17 protein-coding genes are annotated in these 21402 nt (G+C 39.9%); 4 read left to right on the forward strand and 13 right to left on the reverse strand.

All coding sequences use genetic code 11. The features are described 5' to 3' along the window. Positions 1-248 precede the first annotated feature (248 nt). The 4 genes from mreD to rpsO form a co-directional block, all read right to left on the reverse strand. Positions 249-758, reverse strand: a complete 510-nt coding sequence (mreD, locus tag IGJ37_RS11925) for a rod shape-determining protein MreD (protein ID WP_002359075.1) — start codon at positions 756-758, stop codon at positions 249-251. After that, complete coding sequence (mreC, locus tag IGJ37_RS11930; protein ID WP_002383273.1) at positions 755-1615, reverse strand: rod shape-determining protein MreC; 861 nt, start codon at positions 1613-1615, stop codon at positions 755-757. The genes mreD and mreC overlap by 4 nt, the downstream gene beginning before the upstream one ends. A 181-nt stretch (positions 1616-1796) precedes the next feature. Beyond that, on the reverse strand, positions 1797-3911 hold the full coding sequence (gene pnp, locus IGJ37_RS11935) for a polyribonucleotide nucleotidyltransferase (protein ID WP_033599818.1): 2115 nt from the start codon (positions 3909-3911) through the stop codon (positions 1797-1799). 186 nt (positions 3912-4097) lie between these two features. Then, positions 4098-4367, reverse strand: a complete 270-nt coding sequence (gene rpsO / locus IGJ37_RS11940; RefSeq protein ID WP_002354983.1) for a 30S ribosomal protein S15 — start codon at positions 4365-4367, stop codon at positions 4098-4100. 279 nt (positions 4368-4646) lie between these two features. Between rpsO and def the strand changes: the two genes are divergently transcribed. Continuing rightward, entirely contained in the window at positions 4647-5210 is a 564-nt protein-coding gene (gene def, locus IGJ37_RS11945) for a peptide deformylase (protein WP_033599817.1), read from the forward strand. A 47-nt stretch (positions 5211-5257) separates the two neighbouring features. Here def and IGJ37_RS11950 read toward each other — a convergent pair whose 3' ends face one another. The 3 genes from IGJ37_RS11950 to IGJ37_RS11960 all read right to left on the reverse strand — a co-directional run bounded on the left by IGJ37_RS11950 (position 5258) and on the right by IGJ37_RS11960 (position 7572). Continuing rightward, the gene (locus IGJ37_RS11950; protein ID WP_325815203.1) at positions 5258-6034 is read right to left on the reverse strand and encodes an HAD family hydrolase; all 777 of its coding nucleotides are present in this window, start codon (positions 6032-6034) and stop codon (positions 5258-5260) included. Positions 6035-6043: 9 nt separating this feature from the next. Further along, positions 6044-6697 carry a DNA alkylation repair protein gene (locus tag IGJ37_RS11955; RefSeq protein ID WP_002354978.1) on the reverse strand — a complete coding sequence of 218 codons (654 nt, stop codon included), beginning with the start codon at positions 6695-6697 and terminating at the stop codon, positions 6044-6046. 71 nt (positions 6698-6768) lie between these two features. Next, a complete protein-coding gene (locus IGJ37_RS11960) occupies positions 6769-7572 on the reverse strand; it encodes a formate/nitrite transporter family protein (RefSeq protein WP_002365340.1) in 804 nt (267 codons plus the stop codon). Positions 7573-7895: 323 nt separating this feature from the next. On the opposite strand from IGJ37_RS11960, the gene rpsD reads away from it, so the two are divergent. From rpsD to lepB, 3 genes are all read left to right on the forward strand, one after another. Next, positions 7896-8507: a 30S ribosomal protein S4 gene (gene rpsD / locus IGJ37_RS11965; protein ID WP_002365342.1), complete on the forward strand. Its 612-nt coding sequence runs from the start codon at positions 7896-7898 to the stop codon at positions 8505-8507. Between the two features lie 160 nt (positions 8508-8667). Continuing rightward, positions 8668-9216 carry a biotin transporter BioY gene (locus IGJ37_RS11970; RefSeq protein ID WP_002354975.1) on the forward strand — a complete coding sequence of 183 codons (549 nt, stop codon included), beginning with the start codon at positions 8668-8670 and terminating at the stop codon, positions 9214-9216. Positions 9217-9277: 61 nt separating this feature from the next. Continuing rightward, complete coding sequence (gene lepB / locus IGJ37_RS11975; protein ID WP_002385230.1) at positions 9278-9814, forward strand: signal peptidase I; 537 nt, start codon at positions 9278-9280, stop codon at positions 9812-9814. A gap of 54 nt (positions 9815-9868) precedes the next feature. On the opposite strand, the gene IGJ37_RS11980 is transcribed toward lepB, so the two are convergent. The 6 genes from IGJ37_RS11980 to pepT all read right to left on the reverse strand — a co-directional run bounded on the left by IGJ37_RS11980 (position 9869) and on the right by pepT (position 21398). Further along, entirely contained in the window at positions 9869-13735 is a 3867-nt protein-coding gene (locus tag IGJ37_RS11980; protein ID WP_104875675.1) for a WxL domain-containing protein, read from the reverse strand. 495 nt (positions 13736-14230) lie between these two features. Continuing rightward, positions 14231-18184: a WxL domain-containing protein gene (locus tag IGJ37_RS11985; protein WP_325815204.1), complete on the reverse strand. Its 3954-nt coding sequence runs from the start codon at positions 18182-18184 to the stop codon at positions 14231-14233. Next, positions 18171-18533: an LPXTG cell wall anchor domain-containing protein gene (locus tag IGJ37_RS11990; RefSeq protein ID WP_325815205.1), complete on the reverse strand. Its 363-nt coding sequence runs from the start codon at positions 18531-18533 to the stop codon at positions 18171-18173. The genes IGJ37_RS11985 and IGJ37_RS11990 overlap by 14 nt, the downstream gene beginning before the upstream one ends. Before the next feature lie 355 nt (positions 18534-18888). Beyond that, entirely contained in the window at positions 18889-19500 is a 612-nt protein-coding gene (locus tag IGJ37_RS11995; RefSeq protein ID WP_002381097.1) for a YktB family protein, read from the reverse strand. A gap of 34 nt (positions 19501-19534) precedes the next feature. Continuing rightward, entirely contained in the window at positions 19535-20092 is a 558-nt protein-coding gene (locus IGJ37_RS12000; protein WP_002398904.1) for a GNAT family N-acetyltransferase, read from the reverse strand. A gap of 85 nt (positions 20093-20177) precedes the next feature. Further along, positions 20178-21398: a peptidase T gene (pepT, locus tag IGJ37_RS12005; protein ID WP_002354968.1), complete on the reverse strand. Its 1221-nt coding sequence runs from the start codon at positions 21396-21398 to the stop codon at positions 20178-20180. Positions 21399-21402 lie beyond the last annotated feature (4 nt).

Genomic DNA, 21402 nt, shown 5'->3' on the forward strand with positions numbered 1-21402 from the left:
TGAATAAATTTCTCTTTTTCAACGATAGAGCAATTGTAGCATAGCTGTATGTCACTGAGATAATATGGATGTTACAGTAATATTTCAATTTTCTTCTTGTAAATGACAAAAAAAAGCTTCACTTTTTTCACAACTTTCTTCAAGTCTCCAGGGTAAGCTTCTCATTGTTTTGTTATTTAAAGAAAATAAAAAAAGCGAAAAATGCTAACAAATGAGCATTTTTCGCAAACGAACAAAATTTTCAATTTTTATTTTACGGAAAACAGTTTTTTCAGTGGATAAGATAAAATAACATACCACACCATGTTCAATAGCAATGTAGGGCCCAACACACGCGTAATAAATAAAATCGGGCTGACATCTGCTAAATGAAAGGCCACTTGAATCAGTACCGCAATCAGTTCATACAACGTGGTAAAAATGACGATCCCAAAAAAACCAGTTAGTAAATTTGTTTGAATTACTTCTTTAAATGTATACATCAACATAACCGAAATCGTCAGTGCAACTGTATAAATCCCGATAATGCCAATGTAGTAGCTATCGCAAATAAAGCCTAAAATTAACGAAGTAATTAATAAATAACGTTTAGAAAAATTAGGAACGGCAAACATAAACGCAAGTAATAGCAGATGAGAACTGGCGAAGTAAACATTACTTGTCCACGTTTCAAAAGACTTTGTTAAATGAGCATCAATTAACATTAAGAAAAACAAGAGAATAGGTGTGACGTATTTTAAATACTCTTTCCGAATCATTCGCTTTCCCCTGCCGATCTTTTCACGACCGTCACAACGGAGATACCATAGACATCCGCATAAGGTTTCACATAGACTTCACGATCTAAACCAAAACTATCTGGTTTCACTTTAATAACTGTTCCTACCGCTAAATCGGCTGGGGAATTACCACCTAAGCCAGAAGTCTGAACGACATCGCCTTCTTTCAGAGTAGCATCGCCAGTTAATTGTGACACAATTAATGCATTCGTCTTATTGTCGTAATTTTTAAGTAAACCAAACGATTCGCCATTTGCGGAAGTTACTCGCACAGGGAAATGGTTCGAGTTAACATTTTTAGACGTTAGTAGTTCCACTTTTGCAGTCGTTGCATTGACTTCAATAACACGCCCCACTAACCCTTTTTGCGCCATGACCGCCATGCCCGCTTCAATGCCGTCATTGGTTCCTTTATCGATAATTAATAAGTCTTGCCAAGTATCAGGCGAACGCGTAATGACATTCGCAGTTACTTTTTCATAGTTGGCCAACGTTTCGTTCAGATTCAATTCTTGTTTTAAACTATCAATTTCACGTTTATAGTTATTGTTTTGGACAGCTAATTCATTATAGCTATCAATTTTTTCTTTTAGACGTTCGTTTTCTTTAAACGTGTTAATTAAATTGCCCATTGAAGACAAGCCGTTTTCCACCACACGAGCTGGAAAAGAAATCACACGATCCACCATACTAACGCTATTATTGACGCCACCTTGAACGACATTGGTTTTGCCTTTTTCAGAACGTTGCGCAGCAGTTAAACTAATAATGGTTACTAAAATAATGACTAAGATTAAGGTAATGATTATATTTTTATTTGGATTAAATTTTTTCACAAAGACACCCCAGATATTCTTCAGACTGATAGTATTAATTTTACCACTAATTGACTATAAACAAAAGAGTTGGCGATCGTCTTTAGCTTTTTTTATCATTTCTTTTTTAGGGCTTGTTTTCAACGAAAAAACCAACGAAAAGAAAGGAAGCTTCCTTGGTTTTCGTTGGTTTAAAAAGAAATTATTTTTCTTTGTTTTCTTCGTTTAATAATGCTTTTCTTGACACGTTGACACGGCCTTGTTTGTCAATTTCAGTTACTTTGACAAGGACTTCGTCGCCTAATTTCACGACATCTTCAACGTTGTTCACACGTTCGTTTGCTAATTGAGAAATATGGATCAAGCCATCTTTGCCTTTAATTAGGTTAACAAACGCACCAAATTTTTCAATGCGGACAACTTTTGCTAAGTAAACTTGACCGACTTCAACTTCTTTGGTTAATTCTTCAATAATCTTGATGGCTTTTTTAATCATTTCAGCATCTGATGAAGCAATACTTACGTTACCGTCTTGATCGATATCAATCTTAACGCCGGTTTCATCAATAATGCTGTTGATTGTTTCGCCACCTTTACCAATGACATCTTTAATTTTCGCTGGTTTAATTTGAATCATTTCAATTTTCGGTGCATATTGACTTAATTCTTCACGAGGAGCAGCAATCGTTGTTGTTAATTCTTCTAGAATTTCCATCCGTGCTTTCTTCGCTTGGTCTAATGCTTCCGTTAAAATTTGTTCTGTAATTCCTTGGATTTTGATGTCCATTTGTAAAGCAGTGATTCCGTCTTTCGTTCCCGCTACTTTAAAGTCCATATCGCCAAGGTGGTCTTCTAAACCTTGAATATCTGTTAAGATTGTATAGTTTTCGCCATCACTAACAAGACCCATTGCAATACCTGCAACTGGCGCTTTAATTGGCACACCCGCATCCATTAATGCTAATGTTCCCGCGCAAATACTTGCTTGTGAAGAAGAACCATTTGATTCTAACACTTCTGCTACTAAGCGGATTGTGTAAGGGAAGTCTTCTTCTGATGGAATAATTTGTGCTAAGGCACGTTCACCTAACGCACCGTGACCGATTTCACGACGACCTGGTGAGCCCGCGCGTCCTGTTGAACCAACAGAGAATTGTGGGAAGTTATAATGATGGATGAAACGTTTGCTATCTTGGACACCCAACCCATCGATAATTTGATGTTCCCCTAAAGGCGCTAATGTACAAACGGATAAAGCTTGTGTTTGACCCCGAGTAAACAAGCCAGAACCATGCACACGTGGTAAAATACTTACTTCTGATGATAAATGACGAATTTCGTCTAATTTACGGCCATCCGGGCGAATCTTATCGATCGTGATTAACTCACGTACGACATCTTTTTCAAGATCTTCCGCAATTTGTTTCACTTCTTTTAGTAATTGTGCTTCTTCTTCGTGTTCCGCAAATTTTTCAGCGTAAACTTCTTTGACTGTATCTTTTACTTTGTCAATTTCAACTTCACGTGCTAATTTTTCTTCCGTCATTACGGCTGTTTTCATTGTACTGTAGTACGCATCAAAAATTTCTTTTTTAAGATCAGCGTCCACTTGTAATAAGTCCACGTCCATCTTTGGTTTACCTACAGCGGCAACGATTTCTTCTTGGAACGCCACTAGTTCTTTAATGGCATCAAAACCGAAAAGTAAGGCACCTAACATATCTTCTTCTGATACTTCTTTGGCACCACTTTCAACCATATTGATGGCTTCTTTTGTTCCAGCAACAGTTAATTCAATATCTGTTTGTTCCGCTTGTTCTACCGTTGGATTTAAAACATATTCGCCATTAATACGGCCAACGTCAACACCAGCAATTGGTCCATCAAACGGAATATCTGAAATTGCTAACGCTAAGGAAGACCCAAACATTGCAGCCATTTCTGGTGTACAATCTTGATCCACACTCATAACGATATTCGTGATTTGAACTTCGTTACGGAAGCCTTCTGAGAACATTGGACGAATAGGACGGTCGATTAAACGAGCGGTTAATGTCGCACGTTCACTTGGACGACCTTCACGTTTAATGAAGCCGCCAGGAATTTTTCCTACCGCATACATTTTTTCTTCATAGTTTACAGTTAATGGGAAAAAGTCTACATCTTTTGCTTCTTTAGAGGCAACAGCAGCACTTAAAACGACCGTATCGCCGTAACGTACTAAGACAGCTCCATTGGCTTGTTTGGCTAATTGGCCGATTTCTACTTCTAGTGGGCGGCCGCCCCAAGTTGTTTTAAAGACTTGTTTTTCTGTCATAATTCTTCTCCTTTACTCTTGCTCTTTGGAAAAGTCAGACGGCTACTAAACAAATGAAAAAGTAACAAGTCGTTGCTGCTCTTTCATTTGGTTAGTAGTTCCTAAAAACTTTCCAAAGAGGACCTTCAATAGTGACAATAAGATAAAAAGCGAGATTCTGATTGAACCTCGCTTTATACGTAATGATTAACGACGTAATCCTAAACGTTGGATCAATTCGCGGTAACGTTGGATGTCAGTTTTACGTAAGTAAGCTAACAAGTTACGACGGTGACCGATTTTTTTCATTAAACCACGGTAAGAATGGTGATCTTTTTTGTGTGTACGCGCATGTTCGTTCAATTGGTTAATGTCTTCAGTTAAGACAGCAATTTGTACTTCTGGAGAACCAGTATCTCCTTCATGACGTGCGTATTCTTTAATGATTTCGTTTTTTCTTTCTTGTGAAATTGCCATTTGTTCCACCTCTTTCTCTATTATTCGTCTGATCACTGAGTGAAGCGTTGGTGACTCGCTAAACCAAGTGATAGATGGTGTGTTTCCACACAAGCTTACTTTACAGGAAACACCGCTAAAATGCAAGCTTAATCTCTATTATTCGATAGTTTTTTTAAACAATCTAGCCCCTTTTTTGGTGATTTTGTGATACACTAAATGGTGGTAAACAACTGATTATTTCAGCGCATGAATAAATAAAAGAAGATTTTTTTTATGTTTCAAAGGAGGAACCATTGAATGATTACAATGAAAGATATTATTCGTGAAGGGAATCCCACACTTCGTGCTGTGGCAGAAGAAGTGCCTGTCCCTATCACTGAGGAAGACCGACAATTAGGTGAGGACATGTTGACTTTCTTAAAAAATAGTCAAGATCCAGTCAAAGCCGAAGAATTACAATTACGTGGTGGCGTTGGTTTAGCTGCACCACAATTAGATATTTCTAAACGAATTATTGCTGTCCATGTTCCTAGTAACGACCCAGAAAACGAAACGCCTTCATTAAGTACGGTGATGTACAACCCTAAAATTTTGAGCCATTCTGTGCAAGATGTATGTTTAGGTGAAGGGGAAGGCTGTTTATCTGTCGATCGGGATGTACCTGGGTATGTCGTTCGCCATAACAAAATTACTGTCAGTTATTTTGACATGGCTGGCGAAAAACACAAAGTTCGTTTAAAAAGCTACGAAGCGATTGTGGTTCAACATGAAATTGATCATATTAATGGCATCATGTTCTACGATCATATTAACAAAGAAAATCCATTTGCTTTAAAAGAGGGCGTTTTAGTCATCGAATAAAGAAAAAAAACTGCGCCGTTTGTTTTCAGACAAACGGTGCAGTTTTTTTAAATGGCCTTCATTTCTTTTAAGGCTTTCCAAATCCCATCATTATCATTGGTATCTGTGACCATTGTGGCCACTTTTTGAATGGAAGGACTCGCGTTGCCCATTGCGACGCCAATCCCTGCATGGCTTAACATTTCTCGGTCATTTTCGCCGTCCCCAAAGGCAATGATATTTTTTGCATCAATGCCCATACGTTTAGCTAAATACGTTAACGTAGCTGATTTTGAGCCATCTTTAGGCACAACATCTACGCTATGTTGATGCCAGCGAATAAAGCGAAATTCTGGGTATTCTTCTTCAAACGTACACTGATCTTCTGCGTCATAAAAAGCTAGCGCTTGGTAAATATCATTTTGACGATAAAAGTGTTCATCATAAGCAGGTGAATGAAAATGAAAAGAGTTCATCGCAATTTCCATTTTTTCAGCACGGTGCTGGTTGCTCTTCTTAATATCATCTAAGCCCACACAAGCAAATCCTAAGCCGCGTTGATCACTGTCTTGTGCCAAACGTTCCAACGCTTCAGCGTGCAATAAATTTTGATAATATTGCTCATGATCCACAAAAGCCGCGGCGCCATTACATAATACGTAATTGGTAAAATCTAAATCCCAAATCACCTCTTGCGCCATATAACGACTTCTGCCAGTTGCCAGCGTAACTAAGTGTCCTTGCTCCCGCAATTGTGCTAGCGCTTCTCTCGTGCTATCCAATGCTTTCTTCTCCGAATTTAACAACGTCCCATCAATATCAAATGCAAAAAGTTTTCTTTCCATCATTTCTCCTTATTCGCTCGCTTTCGCTAAATATTTACTGCCTTCTCGTTGTGCTAAAGGACTCAACACTAATTCTTTCATCAATTCCTCGACCCATTGCGGATTCGTTTTACTATATTGGCGTAATGACCAGCCAATCGCTTTTTGAATGAAGAACTCCTCTGTAGTTCTATCATAAATAATCGCCTTTTTCAACAGGTCCTGATTGGTCTTTTCTTTCAACATCAACTGTAAATTCAGCGCAACACGCCGATTCCAGAAATTTTCAGCGCCATAAAAAAGGGCAAAAATCGTTGGCAATTCAGTCAGATGCAACGCCACCCACGACCCAAAAAATTTTCGCCAAGCATCCACACTATCCCACCACGCTTTTTGTGGAACATAGGCTTTAAACGCTACGACCTCTTCTAATGAAAATCTCCGAACATTTTGAAGGGCTAAATCAATAGCGACATACTGATATTCTCGTTCTGTTTTTTGATAATAAGCCTCAATCTCTTGGCATAATTTTTCCTTTGGCCACGTATGACTTTCTTTTAAAAGTTGTTTACTTAACGCTTGACGTTCTGGGGCGGGGATGCCTGCAAAAACAAATTGATGTTTCATATAAGCAGACATTTTTGCTGCTGTTTCTGGGTTCTTCTGAAATTGAAGTGTGTCCATTCCTTCGCTCCTTATAATAAAAAAACTATACTAAAACAGTGTACCATGTTTTAGTATAGTTGGTTGGTCAATTAATCAAAATACGTTAAGTTTTTGTTGTCTTTATCTAACCAGGCATAGCCGAGACCCATAATTAAGCCACCACCGATAAAGTTACCGATAAAGGCCCAGAACAGATTATGAACAACATTACCAGCTGTGAAAGCTTCAATTGCGCCGTTCGAAGCAAAGTAAGCTAAACTGAAGGCTGGGAAGTTGGCAATCACGTGTTCAAAACCAAGGAACGCAAAGATAAAGATAATGAAAATAATGGCCGCGACTTTGCCGGCGTCATCTTTCATTCGCATACTCACTAATACGGCTGTATTAACTACAATATTGGCGAACATAGCTTCAACTAAAATCTGTAGGGTGGTTTTTTCTAATTTTCCAGCAATCGATGTAAAGAAGAAACTATCTTTTGGCAAATCTTGGAACGGCACCGTAAGTGATACCAAGAAACCAAACAAGACGCCACCAATTAAATTGAATAAGATACAGGTAAATAAAATTTTTGCAGCTAAGGAAAAGTTGACTTTTTTACGATAGACCCCAACAGTCATGTACAACATATTCGAGGTACCAAGTTCGGCATTCATATATAAAATCATCACAAGTGACCAACTGAACATGAAGGCGTAAAGCATTTTCCCTAAACCATGAGAAATTCCTTCTCCTTTAATTGCGATTGCAAAAGCAACGGCTGTTCCCAACGTTAAAAATAGACAAGCAAGCATTGCACGAACAGCGTAGCGGGAAAAGCTGTTTGAGAATAAATTCACTTTCTTGTCGATGGATTTATCAATTTGTTCAAACAATGGTGAACCAGACTTCATTGTAAACTCCCTTTCATTCCGTTTTCAACTTATATTTTCAAAACATCTCCCCTTATTCTAATGAGGAAAAGTGTTTTTGTCTACCTTTTTTTCATATTTCACTTTAAAACCTTGACGTTTCCTATCCTATTAAGTATACTAGATTTTGTGTAAAATAATTGCAGCAGAAGAATAATAACTCGTCAACAGTTCATTGCCAAACTTGGTTCAACTGCGTAACCGCGGCTGCAAAGGCGAAGGTTGAAGAATGAACTGAACGAATATGAATTTTTCATCTAATTATTTTACTCCAAAAAAACATTTATTTATTGGAGGAATTTTTAATGTCTCGTTATACTGGACCATCATGGAAAGTATCTCGTCGTCTAGGTATCTCTTTATCAGGTACTGGTAAAGAACTAGCTCGTCGCCCTTACAAACCAGGACAACACGGACCTAACAGCCGTGGTAAAGTTTCTGAATACGGAATGCAATTAACTGAAAAACAAAAATTACGTCATATGTATGGCATGAACGAACGTCAATTCCGTACGTTGTTCATTAAAGCAAGCAAAATCAAAGAAGGTAAACACGGTGTTAACTTCATGGTTTTACTAGAACAACGCTTAGATAACGTTGTTTACCGTTTAGGTCTTGCAACTACTCGTCGTCAAGCACGTCAATTAGTTAACCATGGCCACATCACTGTAGACGGCAAACGTGTTGATATTCCATCATACCACGTTGAAGTTGGTCAAGTGATCGGTGTTCGTGAAAAATCTCAAAACATCTCAACAATTAAAGAAGCGGTTGAAGCAACTGTTGGACGTCCAGCATTCGTAAGCTTTGACACTGAAAAATTAGAAGGTAGCTTCACTCGTTTACCAGAACGTGATGAACTTTACCCAGAAATCGACGAAGCACTTGTCGTTGAATACTACAACCAAAAACTTTAAGATTTCAAAAGGTCGAACTACGGTTCTTACCTTCTTTCAAAACCTTGCCTTTCTTGGGCAAGGTTTTTTTCTTTGCCCTCTTTACAAAATTGTTTACTTCCGCTAAACTATTGTTAACCAAATAAAAATAATTGGTTAACAATAGAAAGTGAGGCTTCTTATGAATAAAGCATCGTTACGCTCTTTAATTTTAGCAGCAGAATTCGCTGTGATTATTGCTGTACTTTCACAATTTACAATTCCATTGGGGATTGTCCCCTTAACTGGACAAACATTTGCCATCGGCTTAACCGCTACCGTTTTGGGCAAGCGAACGGGGACCTACGCTATTTTAATTTACTTCTTATTAGGATTAATTGGTTTACCCGTTTACGCTGGGATGTCTAGCGGGTTCGGTGTACTCTTTGGACCAACTGGCGGCTATTTAATCGGCTTTATCTTTAACGGCTTATTAACTGGTTATATTTTAGAAAAAACAACCTTTAACTATACTTGGGCCATTATCGCAAATATTGCTGGCGCCTTAGTTACCTTAGTTTTCGGTATGATTTGGTTGAAATATTCCGCAAATCTGCCGTGGCCAAACGCTTTCGCTGGCGGGTTTGCTCCGTTTATTATTCCTGGTATCATCAAGGCTGTCGCAGCTGCTTATGTTGGTATTTTAATTCGCCAACGCTTTATGAAACGTTTTTTAGCACACCTTTCTTAAGGGGAAAACTTTTTTCTTTTCCTTGTCTGTAGTACACTAAAAGGACAAAGGAGTGAAGTCCATGTCCTCATTATTAAAACGATTGGTTCAGTTGGTTTTGTTAGTCGTCGCTGTCTTGCTGATTCGACACTATGTGTTCTCCCCTGCTGCGGTGAACGGCTCTTCAATGGAACCAACACTTCATAACAACGACCGTTTATGGGTGACCTCGATTAAAAAGCCACAGCGCTTTGATATTATCGCTTTCCCTAGTCCTCGCAACGGCCAACGAGTAGCCAAACGTTTAATTGGTTTACCTGGCGAAACAGTCGAGTATCGCGATGATACCCTTTATATTAATGGTGTATCACTCAGTGAAGATTACTTAGCAAGTGCTAAACGAAATGTCTCTAAAAATGAAAATTATACCCAAGATTTTACCTTAGAGACCTTAGAAGCCACCCAATCCCTGACCGTTCCAGAAGGCATGTATTTTGTCTTGGGGGATAATCGCCCGCGCTCAGACGACAGTCGTTATTTTGGCTTTGTTAAACAAGCGAGTGTGGAAGGTGTTTTGACTTTTCGTTATTATCCGTTAGATAAAATTGGCTTTCCATAAAATAGTAAACCGCCCTCAAAAAGTCTAACTTTTTGGGGGCGGTTTACTATTTTTTTAAGGTCCAGTGACTAAGTTCCACGTCACCGTTCCTTGATATTTCTCATTTATTTTCCCTTGATTGGCAGGGACTTCTAATTTCACATTGGCAAAATCAAAATCTAATTGATAGACATCATTACCTGTAAATTGGTTATTAAGAATTACTGGTGTAGATGTGCCGTCACTCGTCAAAGTTAAGGCTTTCGTAACCCCAACTTTATTTGTTAACTCTGTGACTTGATTATAGTTTTCGATTGCTATAACATCCGCACTTCCTAATAATAAACGCGTACTAGTTGGTAAACTATCAGCTGACGCTGTTAACTGTGACAATTGTGCTGTTAACTGCCAATTAGGTTGGCTTGTCTTTATTCGTAGATATGGATTACGTGTGCCGTTGCCATAGTAATCAGCTGCTTTTTTCAGTCCGTACTGCTTAGTGCTACTGTTAATCGTAATTTTACCAAAATCAAACGTTGGTGTACTAATGAAACCTTCTTCTACTGGTGTTGGCGTAATCGTTTGATCTTCTCCTTGAATACGTACAAAGTTACTAGCTGTCACTGCAGAAAAGTTTCCACTAGCTGTCATTTCTGCGGTTAAAAGTTGTCTTGGTTCTCCCGTAATTTTCGCTGTGTTCACTGTCACTAAGGCTTCGCCGTTCACAGGAATCTCTATATCTAAGTTAACTCCTGCTTGCCATTGTTCTGCCGTCACTGGAATAATTTTATTTGGTGTATTACCAATGCGAACAGCTAATTGTGTTGGTGGTGAAATACCTGCCGCCCATTTGGTAGTTGGAGCTAGTTTAACGTTGGTCAATGGAACTTCACTGGTATTTTTTAGTTTAACTATCCACATCATAGAACCTTCATTTGGGATCACTTCTAGTAACCGACTAACCGTCATTTCTGCTGTTGGTTGGACTTCCTCATAGACCGCTGTCATGTCATCTTTATCGTCGTAAGTCACGGTGTAACTTGGTGTTTTAGTCGTTGTCAAGGTGCCTGGTTTGGTTTTACCTTTGTACCAGCCTTTGAACTTATAGGATTTATCTCCTGTTGTATAAGTGTCTGGTAAGGCTTTCGTACTAGCATAAGTGAAATTATCACTGTCAATCACCGTTTGTTTTCCTTGCGTGAAGCCTGTTGGCGGTGTAATTTTAGCGCCGCTTGGATCCACAAAGTTTTCAGTGACACGACGGTTTTCTAAATAATAGTAGATTGTTCCCTCTGGAGAAGCTAAGTTATAGTTTTTTCCGACTGTCCCTGAATAAATTCCCATAGCATACAACGTGTTATTCGGGTCCCATGTCCAAAAAGCTCGTCTGGTTCTAAAAAAAGTTCCAGCGTTAGTTAATTTGAAGGCTTCTACTCCGTCAGCTTGAGAAACAACCGTATATGGCGCTTCTATATTTTTCCGGATCTCTTTGGTCATAGGATACTTTGTTTTATCTCCCGTATAAGTAGCTAGCGGTGTAATCGACATTGTCTTATATTGTTTAGGAATTGTATGATTAACAGACCTTGCACCGTATGTCTTAAGCTTATCTATCGGGAAATCATATGACTTGCCAGGAATCGATAATTTTTTTAATTTACTCATCACTTCATCAGTTCCTTGGATTTTCCCTAATACTGTTGATTCAGTTTCGTCACTTTCACCTAATTCGGCTTCTACAGAAAAGCCTGCTGTATTCAATAGGTTACCTGCCTCATCAACATAACCAAAGTAAACATCTTTGGCTGGTAAATTATACGTTTTCATCACGACTTCTTCATAGACTACCGTCAAATCATCATCATCATTATAAGTAACTGGATAACTGGGAGCTTTGGTCGTCGTCAAGGTGTCTGGTTTGTTTTTACCTTTGTACCAGCCTTTGAACTGATAGGTTTTCGTGCCGACTTTATAGGTATCTGGCAAATCTCCGCTTTGCTTAAAGGTGTACGAATCACTAGTAATTACTGTTTTTTTCCCTTGGGTGAAACCTGACGGTGCGGTGATTTTAGTACCATTGGTATCTACGAAGTTTTCCGTAACACGACGATTTTCTAGGTAAAGATACATCCGTGCATTTTCATCTAGTGTATAGACACTCGGTTCTACTCCTTTACCAGTAATAGTCGCACTTAATAGTGTTGCAAGTCTAACATTTGTAGGCATTGATGACCAGTATATACCGCTCATCGTAAACTTTTGTGGATCTGTTGTCGGGTCAAGACCAATTCGCCATCCAGTTGTATCGATGTCACTTTTGACACCACTTCTTAAACTAAGACGATACGTTTCTGGAATAGAGTAGGCTGTACCTGTATAATTTGGGCCAGGTTGATACGTTACGGTTTTATACATTTTGGGCAACGTAAAGGTTGCATTGCGAACTCCATATTGCAACGGCGTAGGTCTTTCTGTATCGAAAACCCGACCTGGTATAGTGATTTCTTTTACTGCGCTATTATTGTTAGTCGGGACTGGGCCAATTGGCGTCACTTTGCCATCCGCAACCTCAACTAATTCTCCAGTAAAGCCATAACGATCAGCAAATGTCAGCCCCCCTGTTTCATTGATAAATAGGACACGATACATGCGATCAGGCAAAGTCACTGGATTCTGAATCGCCTTATTCATCACCTGAACAGATGACATTCCTTTTCCTTCTTGAATCGCCTCATACACCACCGTCAAATCGTCATTCCCATCATAGGTCATCGCATAGCTTGGCGCTTTGGTGGTGGTCAAGGTATTTGGCTTGGTTTTGCCTTTGTACCAGCCTTTGAATTTGTAGGTTTTGCCGTCTGCTTGATAGGTGTCTGGCAAAGTACCGCTTTGTTTGAAGGTGAAGTCATTGCTGGTCATTGGTGTTTTCTTGTTTTGGGTAAAACCCGTTGGCGGTGTAATAGCTACGCCGTTAGCATCTACGAACTTCTCGGTGACTTGTTTCCGAGTGACTACGTAATTAAGTGTTTCTCGGTACGTTGCAGTGCCGTCAAAGCCGTATAATACTGGTTCTACTGGAGTGCCAATGGGGGCGACACTCAGGATTCTTAAAAATTCATTACCATCCGTGTTTAGAGAGAAAACATTTTCACTGCTTTTAGAAAATATGCTATCTCTTGTGCGTAATACAAAAGGAGTCATATGATTTCCAAACTGCGGTAACTCAGTTGTTTGTTGCGCACTATATCTGGTCATCCTCAGTGTAGAATCGGGCTCAGCAACAATACTGTCGACATACTTTAGCGTGTTATCAATCTTTAATTGTTCAATCGCGTATATATTCATCCTATAATTTGCTGGTAAATCTGTGAAAAAATCGTATGGTAAAGGAACCGTTGCATTGACAGCTACTCGATATTGACCACTACCTGCATTAGAAGAAGTAATTGGATAATTAACCGCATATGGTCGCCATAAACTAGTTGCGTCTTCATATCCAAATTTAGTATACGTCCCTGATAACGTTAAGTTTTCATCAGCAAAAGCTTTTCCTGTTTCATCAGTAAAGCCAAAAATCATTCTCGGATAAATCACTTGATCATTCGGCACCCAACGTGGCGAAATACTCGTTTGTCGGTCATTTTCACTACTATTTTCTGGTACCGATTCTGTTGTTTCAGTTTTCACCTCTGGTATTTCTGCTTGTTTCTCTGTTTCCTGTGTTCCTTCTTCCCGACTCGTTTCAGTCGTTTCTTGACTGCTTTCCGTACTTTCTTGCATTGCGCTACTTGCTGGTGTTGCTTCCTTAATACTATTTGCCACTGTCGGGCTACTTTCACTCGTGACTGTTTCCGCAATGGCTGTTACGCCAGAAAAGGCGTTAATCACTAAAGAACTACACAAGCCAATGGTTGCTAAGCGTTGCCAGTTAATTCTCTTCATGTCGTCCCTTCTTTCTATGTACCATTCCCGCCAAGCCGATGAAGGCTAAGCTGAGAATGCTAAGATTTGCTTGCCCCTTGTCCCTTCGTACAGGGCGCAAGGGTCAGTCGTGATAGCTTGTGCTGAACCACCTCTTAGGTGAGTTCCTTGTTGGAAGTAACTTTTGCCATTTTTGATTCATGCTATTCTCCTTTTTATGTATTGATTTATTGTTCATTGGTATATGTACAGCTTTTAATTTTCTCCATTATTCTATCAAAAAAAAGGTAGCCCTGAAATTTTAAATTTTGCTACAGCTAAGCTACTTTTCTGATGATTCCTATTATACCAAGGTAGAAGAGTCCTTTTTTACTAGAAAAATGCGCGAAAAACCAAGAAAATCTGCCATTTTGCTTCTGATTTTCAGCCAAACACCTTAATCTTTATAAGAAAAAGCTCAAAATGTTAGTGTTTGATACTAACATTTTGAGCTTTCCTCATGATAACTTAACTATTTTAAGGACCTGTAACTAGGTTCCACGTAACTGCGGCTTGGTATTGTTGCCCCTTGACCCCTTGGTTGGCTGGCACTTCAAGTTTGACATTGTTGAAGGTGAAGTCCAACTGATAAATATTACTCCCAGTGAATTGCTGGTTGGCAATAATCCTAGTGGCCGTGTTGTTGGCATTCAAGCTAATGGCACTCGTAGTACCGACCGCATTTTTCAACTCGGTAGGTTGGTTGTAATTTGAGAAACTCGAAACAGGAGCCGCCCCTAACAATAAGCGGGTCGCTGTAGGCAAGCTGTCTGTCGCTGATTTTGGTTGTGACAGCTGCGCCGTTAAGCTCCAATTCGGTTGGGTTTTCTTGATTCGCAGATAGGGATTGCGTGTGCCGTTGCCATAATAATCAGCGGCTTTTTTCAGGCCATGTTGCTTTGTAGCGCTAGCAACGTCAACTTGACCAAAATTGAAGGTTGGAACACTGATGAAGCCTTCAGCCGTTGGTGTTACAATTGCTTGATCATTGTCTTTCACACGTACGGTGGCCGAAGTAGAAACACCACTGTAATTCCCACTGGTGGTAATCCCAGCGCGCAAGACTTGCCCCGCTGTCCCCGTCGCTTTCGTAGTGAACTGAACCGTGGCAGATTTTCCTACGGGAATGTCAGTGCCTAAGCTAACACCATTGGTCCACGTAGTCGCTGTGACGGGAACTGTTTTTGCGGTTCCGCCAGCTGGCGTGACAATCATGGCGGTTGGTGCTGCTAAGCCGGTTGTCCAAGCGGTTGATTTCTTGATGGTCGCCGTGGTTAGTGGCGCTTGGCTTGTATTGGTAATTGTGGCACGCCAGGTGACATTGCCGCCGCTAGTCACGGTTTCAGCGGTAGTGCGAGTTAAAGCGACACTTGCTTTCGGCACTTCTTCCTTATACATCGCCGTCATGTCGTCATTGCCATCAAAGGTTGTATTGTATGTTGGCGTAGTGCTTGTTGTTAAAGCATTAGGCTTCGTTTTACCTTTGTACCAGCCTTGGAAAGTATAGGTCTTGCCACCTGCGGTATAAGTTGCTGGCAAGGCTTTTGCGGCTGTGTACTTGAAGGTGTTGCTAGTCATCGGTATTTTGTTGCCCTGCGTGAAGCCTGTTGGTGGCGTGATTTTAGTGCCGTTGGTGTTCACGAAGGTTTCGGTGACTTGTTTACGAGTGACTTTGTAGACAAGTTTCGTCTGATTCACAGGATTTTCATTAAACAGTGCCATCATTAAAAGTGAGCTACCTCCTGAAGAACTATAGCCTAAGTGCATGTTGAAAAATCGATTATTTGCATTAGAAAAATAGGTTCCGTCTGAGCTAAAATTGAGCGAGTTAATCTGTTCTGTAGTCATATTATACTCTGTTGGTGCGATATTTGGATCAAAAATCGTGGAACTACCGATAGTGTACTTATGACCATAATAGTTCAACGAGCTACTTTGAGCTGTATCTACTTGAATGGTATCAACATATTTTAGTTGTTGGTTGATGGTCAATTTATCAACATTAAATCGTAATCTGTTGGTAGCACTGATTGGTTGTCCATTATTATATTTTTTCAATAATTCTTGGGACAATGGCATACTACCATTGTTAATACTTACCGTATATTGTCCACTACCATTATTTTTTGAGGTCACGTCATATAAATCGGTTCTTAAGGATGCACTCGTACTTTGCGCATAGTACTTACCACTAAAGGTTAACGCTGGTGTGAAAGTACCGCCTTTTTCATTCACAAAGTTCATATTAATTGATGGATACAATGTTGTAACTGTCTCTTCTTCGTACACAACGTTCAAATCGTCATTGTCATCATACGTCACCGCATAGCTTGGTGCTTTAGTCGCGGTCAAGGTGTTTGGCTTGGTTTTGCCTTTGTACCAACCTTTGAATTTGTAGGTTTTGCCACCTGTTGTGTAGGTGTCAGGTAAGGTACCAGCTTGTTTGAACGTATAGTTATTGCTAGTCATTGGTGTTTTTTTGTTTTGCGTGAAACCTGTTGGCGGCGTGATTTTAGTGCCGTTGGTGTCCACGAAGTTTTCGGTGACTTGTTTACGGGTGACTTTGTAGTTCATCGTATGTTTGTAATTAGTAGTCCCATCAAAGCCCATCAAAGTTACATTTCTTTGATTAGGCTGATCTTTCCCACCTATTCTTAACAAATGCGGTATTGTGGAAGCAGATCCATTAGCTCCAAAAATAGCATTAATAGAAAATCTCTGATTAGTATTTTTGATAAAAGCTCTTTCTAAAGGATGTAAAATATTAGGGAAATCAATCAAGATTGGGTCTATACCAACATATCCGACTAGATAATCAGCAGCTTGCAATGACGTATTCATCACTTCAATCTTATCTACATATTTCAACTCATTGGTGATTGTTAAATCGTGTAACCCGTATTCACGCTTATCGTAGACATCCCCTGTTACATTTCCGTCATAAGTAGCCGAAATTGGAATACGTGACTGTGTTTCAATCTTATATTTATTGGATTGACTAGGATCTTTTGAACCAATCATCGGATACAGATTTCCTGTTGTTTCAAATATATTGACAATTTTTTTTCTTAAAAACTGTGTATAATTTCCTGAAAATGTCAAAGGATTAGTAAAAGCTTTCCCTTGTTCATCGACAAATTCAGCATAGAAACCTGGATAAACCCATGTATCTCGTGGAACGACTTCCTCATACACCACATTCAAATCATCATTATCATCATAAGTCACCGCATAGCTTGGTGCTTTGGTGGTGGTCAAGGTGTTTGTCTTGGTTTTGCCTTTGTACCAACCTTTGAACTTATAGGTTTTGCCGTCTGCTTGATACGTGTCTGGCAAGGTGCCAGCTTGTTTGAATGTATAGTTATTGCTGGTCATTGGTGTTTTCTTGTTTTGGGTAAAACCTGTTGGCGGTGTAATGGCTACGCCGTTAGTATCTACGAACTTTTCGGTGACTTGTTTACGTGTGACTTTGTAATTCATTGTTTGGCGATACGTCGATGTGCCGTCAAAGCCCACTAATATTATGTCCCTCCCTGGTGCCGACCCTGTACCATCTGTACTCATCATCGTTAATACGTCATTAATTGATGGAGCCAAAGCTACTGAATTTAGAGAAAAAATATTTGCACTATTTTTAGAAAATGTTCTATCCCTCTGAGTCAAATTGGCACTACCGTAATTACCAAATTGAGGTGTTTCAGATACTTGTTGATCACTGTAATAAGTCCTTCTTATAGTACCGACCGGAGCAACAATACTGTCGACATATTTTAGTGTGTTATCAATCTTTAATTGTTCAATCGCGTATATATTCACAGCGTAACCTACTGGTAAATTTGTGAGAAAATCGTACGGCATAGGAACCGCTGCATTGACAGCTACTCGATATTGACCACCTCCTGCATTAGAAGAAACAATTGGATATCTAGTAGCGTATGGTCGCCACTGACTAGTTGCCGCGTGACGTGCTAATTTATAATACGTCCCTGATAACGTTAAGTTTTCATCAGCGAAAGCTTTTCCTGTTTCATCCGTAAAAGCAAAGGTCATTCTCGGATAAATCACTTGATTATCAGACACCCAACGTGGAGAAATATTCTTTTGTCGGTCACTCTCACTACTCTTTTCTGCAGGTTGTTCTGTGGTATCTGTTCTCACCTCTGGCGTTTCCGTTGGTACTTCTGCTTCGGCTTGTTCCTCCGCTTCCTTCGTTTCTGCTTCCCGACTCGTTTCAGTCGTTTCTTGACTGCTTTCCGTACTTTCTGGCGTTGCGCTACTTGCTGATGTTGCTTCCTTAGCGCTACTTGCTACTGTCGGACTACTTTCAATCGTGATTGTTTCCGCAACTGCGGTCGCGCCAGAAAAGGCGTTAATCACTAAAGAACTACACAAGCCAATGGTTGCTAATCGTTGCCACTTAGTTTGCTTCATGTCGTCCCTTCTTTCTCTGGACCATTCCGACAAGACCAATCAAGACAAGACCAAGAATGCTCAGGTTTGCCTGACTCTTGCTTCCTGTACGAGGGAGCTGCGAGCCAGCTGTGGTGGTCTGTGTCGAACCACCACTTCGTTGATCTCCTTGCAGAGGACCAGCTGGTTCCTTGGGATCCGCAGCTGGCGCATCTGTTTTCGGTGGGGGATCTTTTGGAGCGGGTGTTGTCGGATTTTGGTAAAATTCAATCCCCACCGAACTAGAACCACCCTCAGACGCTTCAACATTTATAAAAAAGCTAGGGGAAAATAGTAGACACGCAATCATTAAATAACGCTTTTTTTTCATTTAAAAACCTCCTTTTGAATTTAAGTATCTCTCACAACCTTTTATATACCACTATGATAGCAAAGAAAAGACTCTTCAAAACAACAGTTTTTTCCAGTTGATACCCCTTATTTCAACAAGTTCCTTATATATCGTGTCTTTTAAGCTACGTTATTTAAAGGAAACAAGGGAAAACAGTAAAGACTATCCCCTTTTTCAAAAAAATCATCTTCAATTTCTTAAATTTCCATTACCTAAACTAAAGAAAAGCTCACAATGTTAGTAATTAAAACTAACATTGTGAGCTTTTCTCATTTTTGACGATTGGATAATTCGATAAAATAACACTAAAACACAAAATAACTGTCTGTTTCTCTTATTGGGCAACAGCTAATTGATACAATGGCAGGAGTTGTTGATAGGTTTCCAACATATAAGCTCGTGCTTTTTCAGGGTTTTGCCACAAGACACTATCTTTGGGAATGATGCGCCCAATTTCAAACTCACCTTTTTTTACATCTCTAAAACGAGTTAAGGCTTTTTCTAAATCCGTTTCCATCAGCGGAGTAATTTGAGGAACCGTGTGATCCAAGGAAACATACGTATCTTCTGGTAATGCTTGGAATAATTGCTGATTCTCTAAAAAGGCTTGCGCAATCTGCTTTTCATTTTTAGGATTATCAATGAATGACAACCACATAAACACATAGTCGCCCCAAATGCCTAATTGAAAATGCGGCTGCATTTTATAACCGCGCTTATTCGGACTAAGTGCTGACCAAGTATTTTCTGGCGGATACACGGTGCGACGGCGATGTTGCGCAATATGGACAAACAACGCCGTTCCTAGTTCAGGCGCTAGTTGTTCGGCAAAATACGTGCCTAATTCTTTAAAAATAGGTTGAATTTGCGCACGGATAACCGCCATTCGTTCATCTAATCCAGCAACTTCAAAGGCTGCGAATTCTTTTTCTGTAAACATCAACATTTCTCTAATTCCTCTCTTAACTTGTCTTCCGCTTCTATTTTTGTCGATTTTGCCATGTTTCCAGTGTCATCCCACGATAAACATCTGTGACAATTTTCCCTTTACTAATTCGAGCACTGGGTAGTGTTCCTTCGTAGGTAAAACCAATTTTCTCCATGACACGACCAGAAGCTGGATTGTCTTGATCATGTAAAGCAAAGATTCTCATGAGTTTCATTTTTGCAAAACCCAGTTCAACTAACGCCGTCGCGGCTTCAGGCATGTAGCCATTGCCCCAAAAGGCACGGTTCAAGACATAGCCTAATTCTCCAATATTATTGGTTTCATTGACCCGCAAATCAATCGTGCCAATCATTTTGCCCGTTTCTTTCACTTCAATCCCATATTTTCCTAAAGGTTCCCCCATAAAAAATTTAGCAATGTTTTGTCTTGTTTCAGCGATTGTTTGATTTTTCAAAAACACATAGCGGACCGTTTCCTCATCTGAAGCATATTCGTACATATCCTCTGCATCGGCTAATGTGACGGGCCTTAAAATCAAGCGTTCGGTTTCGATTCGTTGGTTTTCTGCAAAAATCAATGGATAATTCATGAGCAAAACTCCCTACTTTTCTACATACTTTACCGAAAAACAGCGAAACACGCAAGGAAAATCGGCATTTCCCTTGCGTGTTTCTTTAATTAGCGTTTAAGCGAATGATGGCAATGATCGTCTGAACAGCTTTGGCCATTGATTCAACGGTAATGAATTCATATTGCCCATGAAAATTCTCGCCACCTGTAAATAGATTAGGCGTGGGAATGCCCATGAAAGAAATCTTAGAACCATCTGTCCCGCCACGAAATGGTGTGATGATTGGTTCAATGTCACAACTTTCCATTGCTTGGACGGCCAATTCTACAGGAGTCCAATCTTTTTCGATGATTTCCTTCATATTATAGTATTGGTCTTGGAAAGTAATTGTTAGTCTGGGTTTATCCGCCAGCGCATTTAAACGTTGGACTTGTTTTTCCAAAAATTGCTTTCTCGCTTGAAAGTTTTCTTGATCATGATCCCGAATGATATAGACAAGTTCTGCTTTTTCAATACTTCCTGTAAATTTATTGAGTAAATAAAATCCTTCATTTCCACGTGTTTGTTCTGGCACTTCCTTTTGCGGTAGTGATTGATCAAGTTGTTCGCCTAATTTAATGGCATTTACTAACGAACCATAGGCCGTTCCCGGATGGACACTGGTTCCCTCAATTGTTATCACAGCTTGAGCAGCGTTAAACGTTTCATACTCGAAATGCCCCACGCGGCCACTGTCGATTGTATACGCAAAAGCGACTGGGAAGTTCGGCGCATCAAATTGATCGGCCCCGCGTCCAATTTCTTCATCTGGACCGAAGGCGAGCCAAACATCGCCCCGCGCTACTTCTGGATGTGCCAAAAAATACTCAACAGCAGCTAAAATCTCGACAATTCCCGCTTTGTCATCTGCTCCTAAAAGTGTGGTTCCGTCTGTAGTAATCAACGTTTCCCCTTGATACTCTTTTAAATTGGGAAATTCAGCAACCGATAAAACGATGCCTTGTTCTTGATTCAAGAGGACATCTTGGCCATCATAATTAGTGATGACTTGGGGACGAATATTTTCTGCTGAAAAATCCGCCGTATCCAGATGTGCAATCAACCCAATACTCTTCGCTGCAGGTTGGTTACCAGGCAACCGTGCCGTTAAAAAGCCGTTTTGTTCGTTATAATGCACATCGGCCAAACCTAATTCATGAAGTTCTGTTTCAATCATTTTGGCTAAAACCACTTGACCGACCGTCGTCGGTGTGGTTTGACTGTTGGCATCTGAACGGGTGTTAACTTTCACGTAAGTTAAAAATCGTTCGACTAATTTTTCCATTTTT

It is taken from the genome of Enterococcus sp. AZ104 (assembly GCF_050546705.1).
Taxonomy (GTDB): domain Bacteria; phylum Bacillota; class Bacilli; order Lactobacillales; family Enterococcaceae; genus Enterococcus; species Enterococcus faecalis.